15 protein-coding genes are annotated in these 18,613 nt (G+C 43.5%); 8 read left to right on the forward strand and 7 right to left on the reverse strand.

Features of this window, described 5'->3' with window-relative positions; all coding sequences use genetic code 11:
- Window positions 1-88 precede the first annotated feature (88 nt).
- Both malZ and L4C44_RS10820 read left to right on the forward strand, forming a co-directional pair.
- Window positions 89-1,942: a maltodextrin glucosidase gene (gene malZ, locus L4C44_RS10815; RefSeq protein ID WP_428805002.1), complete on the forward strand. Its 1,854-nt coding sequence runs from the start codon at window positions 89-91 to the stop codon at window positions 1,940-1,942.
- A gap of 169 nt (window positions 1,943-2,111) precedes the next feature.
- Entirely contained in the window at window positions 2,112-3,578 is a 1,467-nt protein-coding gene (locus L4C44_RS10820; protein WP_285953204.1) for a GGDEF domain-containing protein, read from the forward strand.
- A gap of 30 nt (window positions 3,579-3,608) precedes the next feature.
- On the opposite strand, the gene dusC is transcribed toward L4C44_RS10820, so the two are convergent.
- Window positions 3,609-4,565 carry a tRNA dihydrouridine(16) synthase DusC gene (gene dusC, locus L4C44_RS10825; protein WP_428805003.1) on the reverse strand — a complete coding sequence of 319 codons (957 nt, stop codon included), beginning with the start codon at window positions 4,563-4,565 and terminating at the stop codon, window positions 3,609-3,611.
- An 86-nt stretch (window positions 4,566-4,651) separates the two neighbouring features.
- Window positions 4,652-5,206 (reverse strand): prepilin-type N-terminal cleavage/methylation domain-containing protein, encoded by a 555-nt coding sequence (locus L4C44_RS10830; RefSeq protein WP_285953205.1) that lies wholly within the window; start codon window positions 5,204-5,206, stop codon window positions 4,652-4,654.
- 210 nt (window positions 5,207-5,416) lie between these two features.
- Here L4C44_RS10830 and L4C44_RS10835 point away from each other — a divergent pair, with 210 nt between their 5' ends.
- Window positions 5,417-6,037: a YecA/YgfB family protein gene (locus tag L4C44_RS10835; RefSeq protein WP_061018518.1), complete on the forward strand. Its 621-nt coding sequence runs from the start codon at window positions 5,417-5,419 to the stop codon at window positions 6,035-6,037.
- A 125-nt stretch (window positions 6,038-6,162) separates the two neighbouring features.
- On the opposite strand, the gene dsbB is transcribed toward L4C44_RS10835, so the two are convergent.
- Together dsbB and nhaB are read right to left on the reverse strand one after the other, a co-directional pair.
- Window positions 6,163-6,672 (reverse strand): disulfide bond formation protein DsbB, encoded by a 510-nt coding sequence (dsbB, locus tag L4C44_RS10840; RefSeq protein ID WP_428805017.1) that lies wholly within the window; start codon window positions 6,670-6,672, stop codon window positions 6,163-6,165.
- 147 nt (window positions 6,673-6,819) lie between these two features.
- Complete coding sequence (gene nhaB, locus L4C44_RS10845) at window positions 6,820-8,412, reverse strand: Na(+)/H(+) antiporter NhaB (protein ID WP_048659726.1); 1,593 nt, start codon at window positions 8,410-8,412, stop codon at window positions 6,820-6,822.
- A 640-nt stretch (window positions 8,413-9,052) separates the two neighbouring features.
- Between nhaB and fadR the strand changes: the two genes are divergently transcribed.
- The gene (fadR, locus tag L4C44_RS10850; RefSeq protein ID WP_060982306.1) at window positions 9,053-9,892 is read left to right on the forward strand and encodes a fatty acid metabolism transcriptional regulator FadR; all 840 of its coding nucleotides are present in this window, start codon (window positions 9,053-9,055) and stop codon (window positions 9,890-9,892) included.
- Window positions 9,893-10,070: 178 nt separating this feature from the next.
- Here the strand turns inward: fadR and L4C44_RS10855 are convergent, their stop codons facing one another.
- Both L4C44_RS10855 and metG read right to left on the reverse strand, forming a co-directional pair.
- Window positions 10,071-10,550: a YehS family protein gene (locus L4C44_RS10855; protein ID WP_285953207.1), complete on the reverse strand. Its 480-nt coding sequence runs from the start codon at window positions 10,548-10,550 to the stop codon at window positions 10,071-10,073.
- A gap of 220 nt (window positions 10,551-10,770) precedes the next feature.
- Window positions 10,771-12,831, reverse strand: a complete 2,061-nt coding sequence (metG, locus tag L4C44_RS10860) for a methionine--tRNA ligase (RefSeq protein WP_146492228.1) — start codon at window positions 12,829-12,831, stop codon at window positions 10,771-10,773.
- Window positions 12,832-12,988: 157 nt separating this feature from the next.
- On the opposite strand from metG, the gene apbC reads away from it, so the two are divergent.
- From apbC to L4C44_RS10875, 3 genes are all read left to right on the forward strand, one after another.
- Complete coding sequence (gene apbC, locus L4C44_RS10865; protein WP_428805004.1) at window positions 12,989-14,065, forward strand: iron-sulfur cluster carrier protein ApbC; 1,077 nt, start codon at window positions 12,989-12,991, stop codon at window positions 14,063-14,065.
- A 257-nt stretch (window positions 14,066-14,322) separates the two neighbouring features.
- Window positions 14,323-14,964, forward strand: coding sequence for a uridine kinase (gene udk / locus L4C44_RS10870; RefSeq protein ID WP_086712923.1), 642 nt, complete (start codon window positions 14,323-14,325; stop codon window positions 14,962-14,964).
- A gap of 106 nt (window positions 14,965-15,070) precedes the next feature.
- Window positions 15,071-17,197, forward strand: coding sequence for an AsmA family protein (locus L4C44_RS10875; RefSeq protein WP_327783656.1), 2,127 nt, complete (start codon window positions 15,071-15,073; stop codon window positions 17,195-17,197).
- 210 nt (window positions 17,198-17,407) lie between these two features.
- Here the strand turns inward: L4C44_RS10875 and cobO are convergent, their stop codons facing one another.
- On the reverse strand, window positions 17,408-18,013 hold the full coding sequence (gene cobO, locus L4C44_RS10880) for a cob(I)yrinic acid a,c-diamide adenosyltransferase (RefSeq protein WP_048610567.1): 606 nt from the start codon (window positions 18,011-18,013) through the stop codon (window positions 17,408-17,410).
- Between the two features lie 84 nt (window positions 18,014-18,097).
- Between cobO and L4C44_RS10885 the strand changes: the two genes are divergently transcribed.
- A complete protein-coding gene (locus L4C44_RS10885) occupies window positions 18,098-18,547 on the forward strand; it encodes a low molecular weight protein-tyrosine-phosphatase (RefSeq protein ID WP_146492225.1) in 450 nt (149 codons plus the stop codon).
- Window positions 18,548-18,613: the final 66 nt, after the last annotated feature.

Below are 18,613 nucleotides of genomic sequence, written 5' to 3' on the forward strand. Positions count from 1 at the left end.
GATCTACTTTAACGGATGTTATTTTTCTCATTGTGGTCAATGAAATTTTTCATATCTTAAGCAAATTGAACATTGCTCGAGAAACGCTATGAAACCATTTATCTTTCATGCCCAAACTTCTGATTACTTCTATGAAAAAGATGGCGTATTAACCGTAACAATAATGTCTGAACGTGATGACTGGAATAGAGTTCTCTTGAGGCATGAGCCGGATAACGAAGAGTATCTGCTTGATATGATCAAAGTCGGTACTGAAGGTCGCTTGACGGTGTGGCAAGTCTCTTTTCCAGTTAATTCAGACAGAGACATTACTCATTATGTATTCAAGTTAGTCGACTCAAACGGACAGCACTGGCTTGATGCTAGGGGTATACATAGTCGCGTTCCTAGCCGTGAGTTTCATTTCAAGTTTAATGCCCATCACCGACCACCATCATGGGTGTCGGAGCAGGTCTTCTACCAAATCTTCCCAGAACGTTTTTGTAACGGTAACCCGAGTATCAGTGTTAAAGCTGGGGAATATCGCTTAAAAGACAACACCTTAGATGTCGTGGTGAAAGAGTGGGGTGACTCTGTTGAAGGACATAATGGAACGGGTGCTGCGGAGTTCTTCGGTGGCGATCTCGCAGGCATTCATAGCAAGTTAGATTATCTACAAGACCTAGGTATCACCGCTCTGTATCTCAATCCAATTTTTCAGTCCCCTAGTAATCATAAATATGATACGACGGATTACTACAACATCGACTCGCATTTCGGAACCAATGACGAGTTCGCTGCACTTTCAAATGACATCCACAAACGTGATATGAGAATCGTTCTGGATGCTGTGTTTAATCACACCTCTGTCGAGCACCCTTGGTTCGATAAGCTGAAAGTGACAGGATCGGGTGCCTATGACCACCTAGGCTCGGCATTTCACGATTACTATTTTTTCGCCCCTGACAACCCTCAACAATATGTCGGTTGGAAAGGGATTAGTTCTCTTCCTGTCTTAAACTTTTCCAACGCTTCCGTGCGGGATTACATATACCAGTCACAAGACTCTGTGATAAAGCACTGGTTGAAAGCACCTTATAATGTCGATGGGTGGCGCTTCGATGTGATTCACATGTTAGGCGAGGGTGAGGGCGCTTATAACAATGCGCATTATGTGGAAGCATTTCGAAATTCAGCAAAAGCAGAGAATTCGGAAGCCTACATATTAGGAGAGCACTTCTTCGAGGCTACATCGTGGTTACAGGGGGCACAAGAAGACGGATCGATGAACTATTATGGTTTTGCTCACCCAGTACGTGCGCTATTGGCTAAGCAAGACATCGCGTACGAGCCGATTGAAATTGATATGTTAGATTTCTCTGATTGGTTAGCTGAAGCGAGGGCGAAGGTTCCATGGCTGAATCAGCTATCACAGTTAAATCAACTGGACAGTCATGATACGGCTCGACTACTGACGCTACTGGGTGGCGACCAGGCTAAACAAAAGTTGGCGCTGACTTTACTGTTTACCTATGTCGGAACCCCGTGTCTATACTACGGGACAGAAGTGGGAGTGGAAGGCGGGCAAGACCCGGATAACCGAAGATGCTTCCCTTGGGGAAAGGAACACTCTTCGGCTTGGTTTCCATTCCATCAAGCGTTGATAAAACTAAGAACAGAACGTCACAGCTTACAAAGTGGCTCCTACTTAGAGTTATATTGTGATACTGAGACTTTAGTGTTTACGCGCTGTCTTAAGGGCGAAAAGACACTGGTTGTGCTGAACTTATCCCAAGATGAAAAGCTGTTGTCTTTGCCTGTGTGGATGCTTGGACAAGAGCAAGGTGAGCTGGTCGCTTTGCTTGGTCGAATAGAACGTGTTTTGATCTGTAACGGTACCGCAGATATTGTTATTCCAGCGATGCAGTCGATGATTTTTGACGTCGTCAATAAACTGGATTAAATCACTCAAGACTAGTCCTGCTTAGTCTGGGCTAGTTTTTTAAAGTTTTGAGTGAATGGGAAAGATCGATTCATATCAATTTACACTCTTTTACCTCGTGGGAAATGACAATTAATGTAATAATATTAATGGGGTAAATGAAAATAGCTGAGCGCTAAGAGCAAATTATATGAAAGTAAATAGGCACTTTAGCCTTACCTTTATCTTCGGGTTTCCCGCGGTGATCGCGACGATGCTGCTTGGCTTAATCGGAAAGAACCATTTTGATTCGGTTAAAAAAGACATCGACAGCGAGTTCCATCGTATCGAAGAGGTGTTCAAAAGAACCACAAAAGTGGTGACTGCTCTAGATTACAGCTTCTCCAACTACTACAAATCCGGAAACCCTCTCTTTCTCGATCACAACAAACAAGTTGTGGATGGGCTTTGCCAAATCTGGCCTATTGATGTGCTACTCCTCGCGGACGGTAAAACTTCAGACATTCCTTCTGTCGATATCGACTATATGCTGGTCGGCCAAGAATCCCTTTGTTCCGAAACCAGTGATAGCTACAAGAGCGCCTCAGAAAAGATAGCTCTAGCTCCTATTCTTTCATTTTTATCTCAGCTTGATGAATACCACGACGGCGTGCACTTTATTGATACGAGTGGCTATGTGATCTCTTCGCCGGAAGATTTTGCCAAAGGACTCAGTAAAGAGCTGCTCTCGACTATAAAGAGTCGTCCTTACTGGCAGAAAACTGCCAACAACCCTGACCAGCTCACGCTCTCTGGCCCTGGTTATCGCTTTGATTCCCTTGACCGCATGATCAGTATGACCATCCCTGTATTCCATAAAGGGGTTCACCAAGGGATGCTGTCGGTAGATATTAATGCTGGCAGGTTGCTTGAGAATTCTAATGGGCATCTGGCTGGTCGGATAGATATTATCGATACTACTCGCTCTGCGCCGATTGATAGTGCGGCTTTCTACCATGAGATTAACCTAGAAGGTGTCGCATCCCATCATGCCATGTATTACGAATTGGACTTTGCCAAAGAAGTGGAGCACTTTTTTCTCTACGAGAAAGACAGCCTTATTGTTGCCATCATCGTGTATCTATTCTCTGTAACTATTTTCTTTTACGTCAATTCCAATATAGAACGTGGTTACTTCAAAGATCTCGCAGCCAAAGATCCTATGACAGGTTTATTGAATCGCCGCGGGTTAGAAGCATTCTGGCGTAATGTAGAGCACGATCAACTGTTTGCCTTAACTGTATTTGATATCGATGATTTTAAGTTAATTAACGACACCTACGGTCACGACAAGGGTGATGATGTGATTCGTTATATGTCACGTCAGATAAGTAACAGTGTACGAAGCAGTGATGTTGCAGCACGGTTTGGCGGAGAAGAGTTCGTTGTTTACCTGAAAGGTGATGACCGTGATACGATGATTAGAACGTTACAGCGCGTGAAAGCTGCAGTTTGCAATAAATCATCAGATATCGTCCCAAATGGCTTTACGATTTCTGGAGGCGTCTGCATTGTGGAAACAAAGCAGAGTAAACTTAATTTCGATGAGATATTTAAGTACGCTGATGAAAAGCTGTACGTGGCTAAGACGGCGGGTAAAGACCGTCTCGAATTTTAGCCACACTGTTGAATCGTTAAGCGCCTCATCTTAAACAGGTTGGCGGCGTTCTTCTTGATAACGTTGAAGACGCTCTACAATCGGTGGCGCTTTCTTGAAAGTACGAATTTCTTTAAACAGTTCGTTCGCTTCAGGGTAGCCTTTACTTAAATAAACAAACCACTGCTTCACTCTATTGGGGTAGTACATACCTTTGTCCCCTTTAATTTGAAACTCTGAATAGCGCAGCAAAAGTTCAATGACTTTATCCCACGGCATTTTCAGGTGGTTGTGCTTAACGACGTTACCAAGGTTTGGAATATTGAAAGCACCGCGGCAGACCATCAATGAATCGACGCCTGTTGCTTCTATGCAATCTTGACCATCTTGATAGTTCCAGATTTCCCCATTAGCAATCAACGGTAGAGAAGTTTTTTCTCTTATTTGATTGATGTAATCCCATTTGATTTCGCTGGCTTTATAGCCGCCAACTTTGGTTCTTGCATGCACGGTGAGTTCGTCAGCTTTTGCTTGCTCGATAGCGTCGACAATTTCAAAGCACTCTTCCGGGTGCTCCCAACCTAATCGGATTTTTGCGGACACGGGAATATGTGCAGGTACCGCTTCTCGACAAGACTTCACCACTTGATAGATGAGTTCTGGCTCTTTAAGCAGTGACGCACCACCATTACTTTTGTTGACCGCCTTTGCTGGGCAACCAAAATTAAGATCAATGCCTTTAGCGCCTAAGCTAGCAGCTTGAAAGGCATTTTCGGCCATCCAATTTGGATGTTGCCCTAAAAGCTGGAGATGGATGGGCACACCAGCCATGGTCTGAGAGCCTTGATGCAGCTCAGGGCAAATACGGTGGAACACATGTGGAGGAAGAAGTTGATCAACGACGCGCACAAATTCTGTTACACAGAGATCGTAATCATTAATCTCTGTGAGAATTTCACGCATTAGATGGTCTAGAACGCCCTCCATAGGGCCAAGTATTACGCGCATGTTGCTTTACCTAAAATGAGTGGCCCGAAACTGAGTGAACCGAAAAATTCGAGGCGTGATTGTACGGCGTGTTAGTTAGATTGTCACTAAGGAGCGGTGTTCGCCATTTCTCGAGTTACTCTTATTTCTCCGGTAATTGGTGAATAATAGAGAATGGGTAAACGTTCAGAGCTTGTAAAGCTTGGAGTGTAGTAGTAATAGCATTCGGGTGTTCCAGTATACCAACTAACAATGGCTTCATCAGAAGGCAAAATAAAGCCAGTATCGTATTGAGAACGAGCGACCAAATCAGAATCAATCAAAGAGTTCCAAAGTGCCACACATTGGTCACCGCTAACTTGTGGAGTCTCAGCTGGCGGAGTATCAAGAACTGAGATTGGAAACCCAGTTTCTGACGGATATACATCACCTTCACCATAATTCACCACTTGATCAAAAGTAGGCTCACCATCGACAAGCCATTGCGAGTGATACATATCGATACTATTTCTAAATGCTGAAAACGCACCTTGCGCCAATGCTTCATGAGCATCCCGCTGAACACCAAGAAAACGAGGCGCAGCGGTTACCGCTAATACACCCAAAATAACGACCACCACAATAAGTTCGAGTAATGTAAAACCTTGGGACTTTGATTTCATGATGAATACGCCTGTATGTAACTGAATGTTTCAGTGGGCGTTTTACACCCAATATTCTGATTATCAAAGCGAAATAAGTAAAATGTCGATGATATTTGAATAGCAATGGTTTGCGTAAGTTTGTTTGCGAGAAAACAGAGGAAAGTGGTTGGCGACATCTTGGTGAGTATGGCGTTATAATATCGAAAATGCCCAATATCCAGAGCTTTCATGACATATCAATTATTAAGCCTACCAGAATCAATCACAGATATTACTCCGCAGTTTATGGAAGGTGCAATCCTTGCGTCTAACTTAGCGACAAAGCCACTCGATCCTGAAGAATGGATTGCTATCGTAGCGCCCGAAGCGGGTAAAGAGCTGGTAACAACGGTTACAGAACAGATTAACCGTCAGCACAACCTGATTCAGCGTAATGAATATTTACTGACAGACGTCTTGGCTGAAGGTGACTTTAACGAGCAGTTCGCCGATTTTTCTGAAGGCTTCATGATGGTTTGGCCAACAGTGGAAGAGCAGTGGCAGAGCGTGACCGTTGCGGATGGCACTTTGCGAATGTTGCAAGCGCTCCTAACAACGTTGATGTTGGCGATTGATGAAGAACAAACTCAACAACAAATGATCGCTGCAGGGCTTACTAACCCACCATCGCTTGCCGATTTAGTGGGTCAAGTCGATCTGATGATTTCAGAAGTGGCTATGGCAGCGGATGAAGCGATGCTGGGCAATAAATCCCAGAGCGTGAACCCGTTTAAAGATATTGGTCGAAACGACCTGTGCCCTTGTGAGAGTGGTAAGAAGTTTAAACAATGCTGCGGTAAAAACAGCTAACCTCGGATTGTTGAGTAACTTAGCTTGAGTGAATAACAGACTTTCTTTAAGTGCCCAAAATTTAAGTAATAAAAAAGTCGACCTTTGGGTCGACTTTTTTGTTTTTGAAGATGATGAGCTAATTGTTAGTCATTCTTTGATTTAACGAATTGAGAAATCACTACAAAACCGAAAGCAATTAAGTTACCCGCGAAGATAATCACAAGCCATTGTGGCATCGAAAGTTCTAAGAACTGCCACACAACCTTGCTGCAGTCGCCGTAAGCCTCAAACATCCACGGAGCCCATTGGTTTAAAGGTGCCCAGCTTGGGAAAGTCACGAACAGATCACAAGTCGCAAAAGGAGACGGATTAAACTGGTAGTCAACATGTTCTAAAGCCAGCGTCAAACCTTTGTATGCGCCAAACCCCCAGCCAGCAAGGCCTAACCAACGTGATATTGGGTTATGAGGGGCGATAGCACCAATGATTGCAGCAACACCGATAGCAAGCATCGCAACGCGCTCATAGATGCACATTACGCAAGGGCCAAGCATCATCACGTGTTGGAAGAAGAGAGCGCATGCCTCAAAAAAGACAATAAAAGCCAGCAGTAAAAGCCAAGATAAACGTCCCTTAGAGAAGTCTTTAAGCATTGCAAAAAAGTTCACGAATTTAATCCCGTCTATAAAATAAAAAAGCCCTGATTACTCAGAGCTTTTTATCTTGGATAAGTTTCCTAATCAACTAATATTTTTGATTAGTTAGTTATAGTTATTGTGGTTTGCGACACAGTGTTTAGCTTAGTGACCACCAGAGATAACTGGAGCGACGACTTCACCAGTGCGTTGAATGATCCAACCAGCATCGTAGAACCATGCTGTCATTGGCTCTACGAAGAACACAATGCCTGCTAGGCCAACCAGTGCCAATACGATGGTGTATGGCAGCGCCATGATAACCATGCGACCGTAAGACAATCGAATTAACGGAGCAAGTGCTGATGTTAATAGGAATAGGAATGCAGCTTGGCCATTTGGTGTAGCAACAGAAGGTAGGTTAGTACCAGTGTTGATAGCAACAGCAAGTAGGTCAAACTGGTCACGAGTGATAATGCCTTCAACCAGTGCAGTTTTCACTTCGTTGATGTAAACCGTACCTACGAATACGTTATCTGAAACCATCGACAAGATACCGTTGGCAACATAGAAGAGTGCGAGCTGTGCGCCTTTATCTTCAACGTGAAGTACAGCATCGATTACTGGCTTAAATAGAGCTTGGTCGATGATTACAGCAACAACCGCGAAAAAGACGGCAAGAAGTGCGGTAAATGGCAGTGCTTCTTCAAAGGCTTTACCCATTGAGTGCTCTTCGATAACGCCAGTAAATGCCGTTGCCAAGATGATCACTGAAAGGCCAATCAAACCTACTTCAGCGACGTGAAGCGCAAGGCCAACAATCAGCCAAACTGCGATTGCACTCTGAACCCATAGTTTTGCTACGTCTTGCTTTGTACGGTTTGCACGTTCTTTGTTGTCAAACTCAACTAAGATTTGGCGAACATTCGTTGGCAGTTCTGCACCGTAACCAAACACTTTGAATTTTTCGACAAGTGCGCAAGTTAGAATACCGCAGAAGAAAACAGGCAGTGTTACTGGCAGCATACGGATGATAAATTCACCGAACTCCCAACCCGCTTGCTTAGCAATTACTAAGTTTTGTGGTTCACCTACCATGGTCATTACGCCACCCAGTGCAGTACCAACACCGGCGTGCATAAGTAGTGAGCGTAGGAAAGCACGGTAGTTTTCTAGGTCATCACGAGTTAGCTCTGAGATCTCTTCATCATGAGTATGATCGTGCGCAGATGTTGTGCCTTTGCCCGATGCAACTTTGTGGTAGATAGAGTAGAAGCCTACCGCAACGCTAATAACTACAGCGATTACTGTCAGCGCATCTAGGAAGGCAGACAAAAACGCTGCAGCGACACAGAAAGCGACAGAGAGTAAGATTTTTGATTGGATGCCGAGCAGGATCTTCGTGAAAATGAACAGAAGTAGTTCTTTCATGAAGTAGATACCAGCAACCATGAATACAAGTAAGAGTAATACTGGAAGGTTTGCTTGTAGCTCGTGATAAACCATTTCTGGTTTGGTCATGCCAATGGCGACGGCTTGAATTGCCAATAAGCCACCCGGTTGAAGAGGGTAGCACTTTAGAGCCATAGCTAGAGTGAAAATAAACTCAACCACCAACAGCCAGCCCGCAACAAATGGGTCAACTAGGAAGAAAACAAACGGGTTGATGATTAAAAAGGAAATGATGGCAAGTTTATACCAATCAGGAGCTTTACCAAGGAAGTTCTTGATAAAAGCGTTTCCGAGAGACATCGGCATGTTAATACTCTTTTATGTTGATTATGAATAGACAAGCAATACAACATTTTGAGAATCGAGCTATAGAAATTGTTAAAAACTATAACTAACAGTGACTTAGAAAAACTACATTCCATGTAATGTTCTGTGGTCTTGCCAAGTCACTCCCTTAGAAACTCAAGCACTGCTTATTTTTGAGCGCAACTCTACTCTTAGATAACATTTAGTCAACAGGAAAAGCCCTGTAGCCCTAAAAATACCTCTTTTTTGTTGAGAAACGCGATCAAAGTAGCGCAAGCATACCACTTAAAATGTGATAAAAACCGACTAGAATCAATATTTCAGCGAAATGATTGAAATTTACAGAATAACGACGGTTTATATATGATTATTACAACTTAATATTGCAAATTAATAACTTTGAAAATATGACCAATCTCGTTGATTTAAAAGAAAATTTGTTGTGTTAATGATTTGTTGAAATGGTAGTTTGTAGTCGCTTGCTTTCTAAATCTAGGGTGCAAAGGTGTGCTGAACTTTAGAGTTTTAACTCTACTGCTATTTTGAGTGAGTAAAATTTTTGCGGGTGTTTCCGCTAGGTGTGAACTAGTGGTATGATGAGTAAATTAGAACAGAATAATTAAATTGGATTGAAGTGTAGATGGTCATTAAGGCGAAGAGCCCGGCAGGATTTGCAGAAAAGTATATCATTGAAAGTATTTGGAATGGCCGTTTCCCTCCAGGTTCTATCTTGCCCGCAGAGCGTGAGCTTTCTGAGCTGATTGGTGTTACACGTACTACGCTTCGTGAAGTACTACAACGTCTTGCTCGCGACGGTTGGTTGACAATCCAACACGGCAAGCCAACTAAAGTTAATCAGTTTATGGAAACCTCAGGTCTTCATATCCTAGATACGTTAATGACGTTAGACGTTGATAACGCAAGCAAAATGGTAGAAGACTTGCTTGCTGCGCGCACGAATATCAGCCCGATTTTTATGCGTTATGCATTTAAAGCAAATAAAGAAGCTTCAGAACGTACGATCAGTAACGTGATTGAATCTTGTGAAGCGCTACTTGCGGCACCGACTTGGGATGAGTTCTTAGAATCATCGCCATACGCTGACAAGATCAAACAAGCGGTAAAAGAAGATTCGGAAAAAGATGAAGCGAAACGTCAGACGATTTTAATCGCGAAGACTTTCAACTTCTATGACTACATGCTTTTCCAGCGTTTGGCATTTCACTCAGGCAACCAGATTTACGGCCTGATCTTTAACGGTGTGCGTAAACTGTATGACCGTATCGGTAGCTACTACTTCTCTAACCCAGAAGCACGACGTTTAGCGATGGACTTTTATAAAGAGTTGTTCATTATCTGTGAAAGTGGCGAGCGCGAAACTTTGCCATTAGTGATTCGTAACTACGGTATCGCAAGTGCGCAAATTTGGAATGAAATGAAAACGACATTGCCAACGAATTTTACAGAAGACGACAGCTAAGTCTTTTCATTAAAGTACGGTTAGGTTGGTTTACTTATTAAGTAAACGACGTAAAGAAAGCAAAAAAGCGGCGAGATAATTTGATTATCTCGCCGCTTTTTATTTATTGATAGTTGCTAGAACTTACCAGTGGGGCAGATACTTACCTATAAATAGTAACTTATCTATGAGTAGCAACTTACCCCGCAAACTCTTCTGAGTCTGGGCGGTTGGTAAATTGCACACCGTTTAGAAAATCGCAAAGTAGTTGGTCTTCACACACTTTGTAGTTTTTGTTTTCTGGTTTGCGGAAGTAAGCACCGATTTCGTACTTGCTCAAGTTAATGCCAACCACTTCTAGTACGTCCAAAACATCTTCCGCTTTCATGTTTAATGCAATTCGAAGCTTCATGAAAATCATGTTGTTAGTCAGTGCAACTTCAGGTTTAGGTTGTTCGCCTTCTTTTTTACCACGCTTAAGGTTGATGAAACCATTTAGGAATACTGCTAACTCTTTATCTTTCATCTTAGAGCATGACTTGTCGTTGTCGTCTTTTAGCCAGTTAATCACTTGGTCATGAGCAACGGTTACATCAGCTTGTTCAATTGCTTTGATGATTTGTGCATTTTTAAGGTTTAGTGCGTGTTGAATACGACGCAAGATTTCGTTGTTAGTCACTGGGGATTCCTAAAAAGGGTTTTAGAGTAAAGAGGTGTTGGTTAGTCCATTATCGTCGACAAACCAATTTCTACTCTACATAGCATAGTTGACGGCGACTCTAACAGAGAACGCTTATTTTCGGTAGATATAAAAAATCCCCAATGCTTATTAACTCTTTCAAGTTAAAAGTGCATTAGGGATTTAGTTATGAGTGCTAGTTATCTGACTGAAATCAGAATTACATTACACGCATACCAGGTTGAGCACCTTCGTGTGGCTCAAGGATCCATAGGTCGCTGCCGCCAGGGCCCGCTGCTAGGATCATGCCTTCCGACATACCAAACTTCATCTTACGAGGTTTTAGGTTTGCTACCATTACGGTTAGCTTGCCTTCTAGCTCTTCAGGTTTGTATGCTGACTTGATGCCAGAGAATACTTGGCGAGTCTCACCACCGATGTCCAGCTGGAACTTCAGTAGTTTGTTCGCTTTTGGTACTTCTTCACAAGAGATGATACGAGCAATACGCATGTCTACTGCTGCAAAGGCATCGAACTCAATCTCGTCTGCGATTGGTTCTTTGTCTAGCTCAGTTTGACTTGCTTGTTCTTTTTCAGCTTCTGCTTTTTCTTTCGCTGCTGCTTCAGCGGCTGCATCTTCTTTAGAAGACTCAACCATTGCTTCCACTTTCTTAGGATCAATACGGTTGAATAGTGCTTTGAACTTAGTGATCTCGTGATCAGTTAGTGGAGTCGCAATCGCTTCCCACGTGAGCTCTTCGTTTAGGAAAGCTTCAGTGCGAGCTGCAAGCTCTGGCATCACTGGTTTCAGGTAAGCCATCAGTACGCGGAATAGGTTAATACCTACAGAAGACACTTGTTGAAGCTCAGCTTCTTTGCCTTCTTCTTTTGCAAGAACCCAAGGTGCTTTTTCATCGATGTACTGGTTAGCTTTATCCGCTAGTGCGGTGATTTCACGAATAGCACGGCTGAATTCACGAGATTCGTATAGCTCACCGATACGCTCAGCGGCAGCAACGAATTCGTTGTAAAGCTCTGGTTCTGCAAATTCAGCAGCTAGCTTGCCTTCGAAGCGCTTAGTGATGAAACCTGCGTTACGAGAAGCTAGGTTAACAATCTTGTTTACTACGTCAGCGTTTACACGTTGAGTGAAGTCTTCAAGGTTAAGGTCTAAATCATCGATACGGCTGTTTAGTTTCGCAGCGTAGTAGTAACGCAGACACTCAGGGTCTAGGTGGTTTAGGTACGTGCTCGCTTTGATGAATGTGCCTTTCGACTTAGACATCTTCGCGCCGTTTACTGTTACGTAGCCGTGTACGAATACGTTGTTTGGTTTACGGAAACCTGCGCCGTCTAGCATTGCTGGCCAGAATAGGCTGTGGAAGTAAACGATGTCTTTACCGATGAAGTGGTAAAGCTCAGTTGTGCTGTCTTTCTTCCAGTATTCATCGAAGTTTAGATCGTCACGCTTGTCACATAGGTTCTTGAAAGAAGCCATGTAGCCAACAGGTGCGTCTAGCCATACGTAGAAGAACTTGTCTTTTTCGCCTGGGATTTCAAAGCCAAAGTAAGGTGCATCACGTGAGATATCCCATTGTTGCAGACCAGACTCAAACCATTCCTGCATTTTGTTTGCAGTTTCATTCTGTAGAGAGCCAGAACGAGTCCACTCTTTAAGCATGCTTTCGAATTGAGGTAGGTCGAAGAAGAAGTGCTCAGAGTCTTTCATTACTGGAGTTGCGCCAGAAACCGCTGATTTAGGGTTAATCAGTTCAGTTGGGCTGTATGTCTCACCACAGTTATCACAGTTATCACCATACTGGTCTTCTGACTTACACTTAGGGCAAGTACCTTTTACGAAGCGATCTGGTAGGAACATCTCTTTCTCAGGGTCGAAAAGCTGAGAAATAGTACGGCTAGAAATGAAGCCGTTCTTTTTAAGTTCTAGGTAGATGTGTGAAGCCAGTTCACGGTTCTCTTCGCTGTGTGTGCTGTGGTAGTTATCAAAGCTGATATCAAAGCCAGCGAAGTCTTTTTGGTGCTCTTCACTAACAGCAGCGATCATCTCTTCTGGCGTGATACCCATCTGTTGAGCTTTAAGCATAATTGGCGTGCCGTGAGCATCGTCAGCACAGATGAAGTTTACAGTGTTGCCACGCAGACGCTGGTATCGAACCCAGATATCAGCTTGGATATGCTCAAGCATATGGCCAAGGTGAATAGAGCCGTTAGCGTACGGAAGCGCACAAGTTACCAAAAGTTGTCTTGGATCAGTTGCCATACTTAATAATTCGCTTTTTTGATAGGTATAAATTTGAGAGGTAATACTACTTTATAACGTGTGATACGCCAAGGTATCAGACAAAGGATTCCCTTAGTTTTTTAGGGGTTCAGTCTTCATCTCGTGGGTGATAGCATAAATAAAAAAAGGAGCCCCAATGCGTAACTTTACTTCTAAGCAAGATTTCTGTTCATGGTTGAATGAGTTCGAGTCACCAATCCTCATCCCAGAGTGGGCGCTACACCAAAATATTGTCTCGGTTGATCCGCGTGGATCATTTGTTATCACCTTACCTTTTGCTGCTAATCAGCTCGCGGTTGAATTGGAACAGTGGATCCACTCTCAGATTGAACAACAACTTGTTAGCGCTTTTCAGTTTGAAGTAAAAGTGAAGCCGTCTGCGCTGGAAACCACTGTCGCGACGCCATTGAAGGGGGTTAAGAATATAATCGCCGTCACGTCGGCAAAGGGTGGGGTGGGTAAATCGACGACGTCAGTTAACCTTGCGCTTGCGTTATCTAAGTCTGGTTCAAAAGTGGGTTTGTTGGATGCGGATATCTACGGCCCATCAGTGCCTATGATGCTCGGCCAGCTAGACGCAAAACCAGAAGTACAGAACAACAAATGGATGATGCCAATCGAAGCACATGGCATTTTCACTCACTCTATTGGCTATCTTGTGTCGAAAGACGATGCGGCAATCTGGCGAGGCCCAATGGCAGCTAAGGCTTTGGGGCAGCTTGTTAATGAAACCGTATGGCCAGAGTTGGATTACCTTGTTATCGACATGCCACCTGGTACGGGTGATATTCAACTGACATTGTCACAACAGATCCCAGTGACAGGCGCGGTAGTGGTGACTACACCTCAAGATTTGGCATTAGCGGATGCGCGTAAAGGCGTAGCGATGTTTGATAAGGTGAGTGTGCCAGTCGCAGGCTTAGTTGAAAACATGAGCTATCATATTTGTAGTCACTGTGGTGAGAAAGAGCATATCTTTGGTGCTGGTGGTGCTGAAGCCATGTCAGAAGAGTTTTACCTCGATATTTTGGCACAGATCCCTCTTCATATTGATGTGCGAGAAGACATCGATGCAGGTTGTCCGACGGTGATTCGTCGTCCAGATAGTGAACATACACGTCATTACTTAGAGCTTGCTGAGAATGTGGCTGCGAAGATGTTCTGGACCGGCAAGGCGAGACCAGAAGTGATTAACTTCTCGATGGTTGAATAAAGTTAGCCACTCTTAATGTCGTGTAAATCGTGTTGGATTAGATAAACAGCGGTTGGATTTAGGCTGATAGCCATTGGGGTTGTGCAAATAGTTGTAGGCAAGTTATTTGAAAGCAAACGATTGTCTTAAGTAAATGTATTAAGATCATCAATTTGACTGCAATTAGCTAAAATCGCGACTAGAATCTATGTGCTTTAGCCCCTATAATCAGGCGGTTTATCTCTTCCCACCACCAAACCATATCGGGTGCAAAATTAATGTCTGATAATAATCAATGTGTCATCGTAGGTATCGCTGGCGCTTCAGCTTCAGGAAAAAGTCTGATTGCTAGTACAATTTATAATGAATTGCGCGAAAAAGTAGGCGACCATCAAATTGGTGTTATCACGGAAGATTGCTATTACAGCGACCAAAGCCACTTGAGTATGGAAGAGCGTGTTAAAACTAACTACGATCACCCAAATGCACTAGATCATGATCTTTTATGTGAACATCTACAGCAGCTAATGAGTGGCAACTCCGTAGAAGTTCCTGAATACAGCTACACAGAGCACACACGTACTTCTGAAACGACTACACTTACTCCTAAGAAAGTGATCATTTTAGAGGGTATTCTGCTTCTAACAGACCCGCGTCTTCGTAAACTAATGCACGCAAGTGTGTTTATGGATACACCATTAGACATCTGTCTACTACGCCGTGTTAAGCGTGATGTAGAAGAGCGTGGTCGTACAATGGACACTGTACTTAAGCAATACCAACAAACAGTACGTCCAATGTTCATGCAGTTTATCGAGCCTTCAAAACAACATGCAGACATCATCGTTCCTCGTGGTGGTAAAAACCGTATTGCGATTGATGTGCTAAAAGCGCACATTGCGAAGTTGTTGAAGTCTTAATCGAATAAAATTTTGCCTAAGTGACTCACTTAGCTTTATTTTTTACCGAATCAGTGGCACTTTTATAGTGCCACTTTCTTTTGGAATCTAAGCAAGGAATATGCGGATGAAGAAACTACTCATTTTCATAGCTGTACCAGTGTCTGTTGTCATTGCAGCAATTCTGGCACTAGTGCTGTTAGTGAATCCCAACCAATTTAAGCCATTAATTGTCGAACAAGCCCAAAAACACACTGGCCTAGAGCTCGTGATCGAGGGCGATATCAGCTGGCAATTCTTCCCATCTATTGGCTTTGAACTTGGTCAAACTGAATTACGTAACCCAGAAGGGTTCACTCAACCAAATCTATTCAAGGTTGATACCGTTGGCGTTGATGTTTCGGTTACTCCGCTATTTAGCAACCAACTAGAGATCGGCAACATCACTCTAGACGGTGCAGAATTTTATTTAGAAACGCTTAAAGATGGTCGCAAGAACATTGATGCGTTAACACAAGCGTCAGCGCCTCAAGAGTCTGAACCAGCTGCAGATACCAATACTGAATCAGCTCCAGCACCTCAAGAACAAAGCGCAACGGAAGCATCTGGTTGGACGATTAACCTAGCAGGTGTCACTGTATCAAACGCACTGTTTGAAATGGACGACAAGCAAGCGGGTTCATTCACTAAGTTATACGATGTGTCTTTGAACTTATCTGAGTTCGCTGTGGATACATGGACAACGGCAACCTTCGCCGCTTCTGGTGAAAACAATCAACAGAAATTCTCTGCACAAGGCAGTGCAGAATTCAAGTTAGCTGAAGGCTTCGCAAGTTACGCACTTCGTAATATTGACTTAAACGCTAAGTTCAATGATCCATCGACGTCGATTGAGTCAGCAAAAATTGGCTTGAATACGTTTGAGTTCGATAAGGTAAACCAACTGACTTACGCTGTAATCGGTAACGCGGCTGGCCTTGACCTTGATCTTAAAGGTGGCGGTGAACTTACTGTTGATAGCGCGATTTCAAAAGTAACGCTGAACAAATTAACGTTAGACTCAACATTCAAAGGCGACACGCTTCCTCAGTCTCCAATGAAAGTCGACATGCTGTCTGACTTAAGCTTCGATCTTAACAAGAGCCACCTGAGCTTTGTGTTAGAGAAGCTACAAGCTAACGCTATTGCATTAGATGGTAAAGCAGACGTAACCCTATCTGAAATACCAAAGGTTCGTTTCTCTCTTCATAGCCCGAATATTGATTTGGACGAGTTCCTAGGCTTAGGCAATACAACAGAAACAGCGAGCACTGCTCCTTCTGGTTCTGCTGGTGGCTCAACGTCAAACTCTGGTAGTTCAGCTCCAGCTAAAGAAGTGGAACCTGATCTGTCGGCTCTGAAAACGTTAGACGTGAAAGGTGACATCACGATTGATAAGTTCAAGGCGAACAACGCGAAAATGCAGAATGTTAAAACGGCATTTTCAGTTAACCGCGGTGTGGCTGAATTGACTTCATTCACATCGAATCTTTACCAAGGTTCTATTTCAGCTACGGCTAAGCTAGACGCTCGTAAAACACCGGCGACTTACACGGCTAAGAAGAAAATCAAAGGCGTGAAAGTACAACCGTTACTGATTGATGTTGCGGATAACGATATGCTGGAAGGTACGGGCAATATCGATGTTAATGTGAAAGGTAAGAGCCTGACTCCGACGGGTATTAAGAAGAACCTAGTTGGTACTATCGCGATTAACTTTGAAGATGGTGCAGTTAACGGCATCAACGTAGCTCAACTGATTCGAGAAAACTACGCTAAGATCAAGGGCGAGAAAGTTGAAAGCACAAATGAAGCTCAAAAAACGGACTTCAGTGCAATGAAAGCGACGCTGAAAGTGGATAAAGGTTGGGTTTCAACTAACGACTTATCAGCACAGTCGCCATTGTTACGCGTGACAGGTCAAGGTAAAGCAAACTTCATCAATGAAACGGTCGATTTCCTGGTGCGTACATCAATTGTGGGTTCACTTGAAGGTCAGGGCGGTAAGAGTATTGACGATCTGAAAGATGTGACAATCCCAATTAAGGTAACTGGCCAGTGGGCTGACCCGAAATTCGCACTTGTTTTTGATGATGTGTTGAAGCAGAAAGCACAGAAAGAAATTGACCGTGGTGTGAACAAGCTAACGGACAAGATCAAAGACGAGAAAACTAAAGAAGCAGTTGATGGTTTATTGAAAGGTTTCTTTAACTAAACGTTTTTAACTCGTATATAAAAGAAGCGCCATTCCTACGGTAGGAATGGCGCTTTTGTTTGGGTGCTTATAATACTTTCGAAAGATTCTCTATGACACGCGTCACTCGCTCTAGGGAATGACGATAGGTGGTTAAGAGCGTGACAGTCTAGTGGGCGTCATCCTCGAGAGGGAAGAATGAGCGAGAAGGGGATCTCTGGTTTAATGTGATTACCAGTCAACGCCTTGCAGAGCTTTAACTCCAGACTCGAAAGCGTGCTTTACGTTACGAACTTCAGACACGGTATCGGCCATGTCCGTTAAAGTGCGATGTGCTCCACGGCCAGTAATGATCACGGATTGCATTTTCGGACGGTTATTCAGTGCTTCTACCACTTCATCCAGTTCAATGTAGCCGTAACTCACCATGTAAGTCAGTTCATCAAACAGAATCACATCAATCGACTCATCGGCTAGCATGCGTTGGCACTCTTTCCACACGCGCTGTGCGGCTTCGATATCTTGAGCCTTGTTTTGAGTTTCCCAAGTAAAGCCAGTACCCATCACTTGAAACTCTACATCGAGCTTTTGCAGGACATTCTTTTCGCCGTTATCCCAAGTTCCTTTTACAAACTGAGCGACGGCACACTTCTTACCATGGCCGACTGCACGTGTAATCGTACCAAAACCGGATGTTGATTTACCTTTACCGTTACCAGTAATAACCAACAATAGGCCTTTTACTTCTTGTGCTGCAGCGACACGAGCATCGACTTGTTCTTTTACTTTCTGTTGTCTTGCTTTGTGGCGTTGTTCTTTGTTGTCTTCAGTCGACATAACAAATCCTTTTAAGTTGTGATTGCGCCTATCATAGCCTAACTTAACGATAGCAAAAACCATCGGAAGAACAGGTGATTAGGGATGAAAAAGATACTTGTGGTTTGTATGGGGAATATTTGCCGTTCGCCAACAGGTGAAGCGGTACTAAGGAAGAAAGCGCAACAACTGGATATTGACGTTGTGGTTGACTCTGCAGGGACGATTGGTTTTCATCAAGGCAACCCGCCAGACTCGCGTTCGAAATCTGCAGGAGAGAAGCGAGGCTACAGCTTTAAGGGGATTATTTCTCGTAAAGTGGTTGATAATGACTTCGAAGAATTTGACCTGATACTCGCGGCAGATAGAGCCAATTTAGACGACTTAATGAGCCAGTGTCCAGCTCACTTCCAATACAAGCTTGCGTTATTTTTAAGCTTTGGAGAGTCACAATATCAAGAGGTCCCCGATCCCTATTATGGTGAGGGAAATGGCTTTGAATTGGTGTTGGATTTAATCGAAGAGTCTAGCGAAGCGATATTGCGTTCATTGTAGTGTGTAATCACGCTGAGTACGCTTAACGTAGGTAGTATTTGAAGTAGTCATAATTCGTCCTCAATG

The sequence above is a fragment of the Vibrio satsumensis genome (assembly GCF_050337435.1).
GTDB lineage: Bacteria > Pseudomonadota > Gammaproteobacteria > Enterobacterales > Vibrionaceae > Vibrio > Vibrio satsumensis.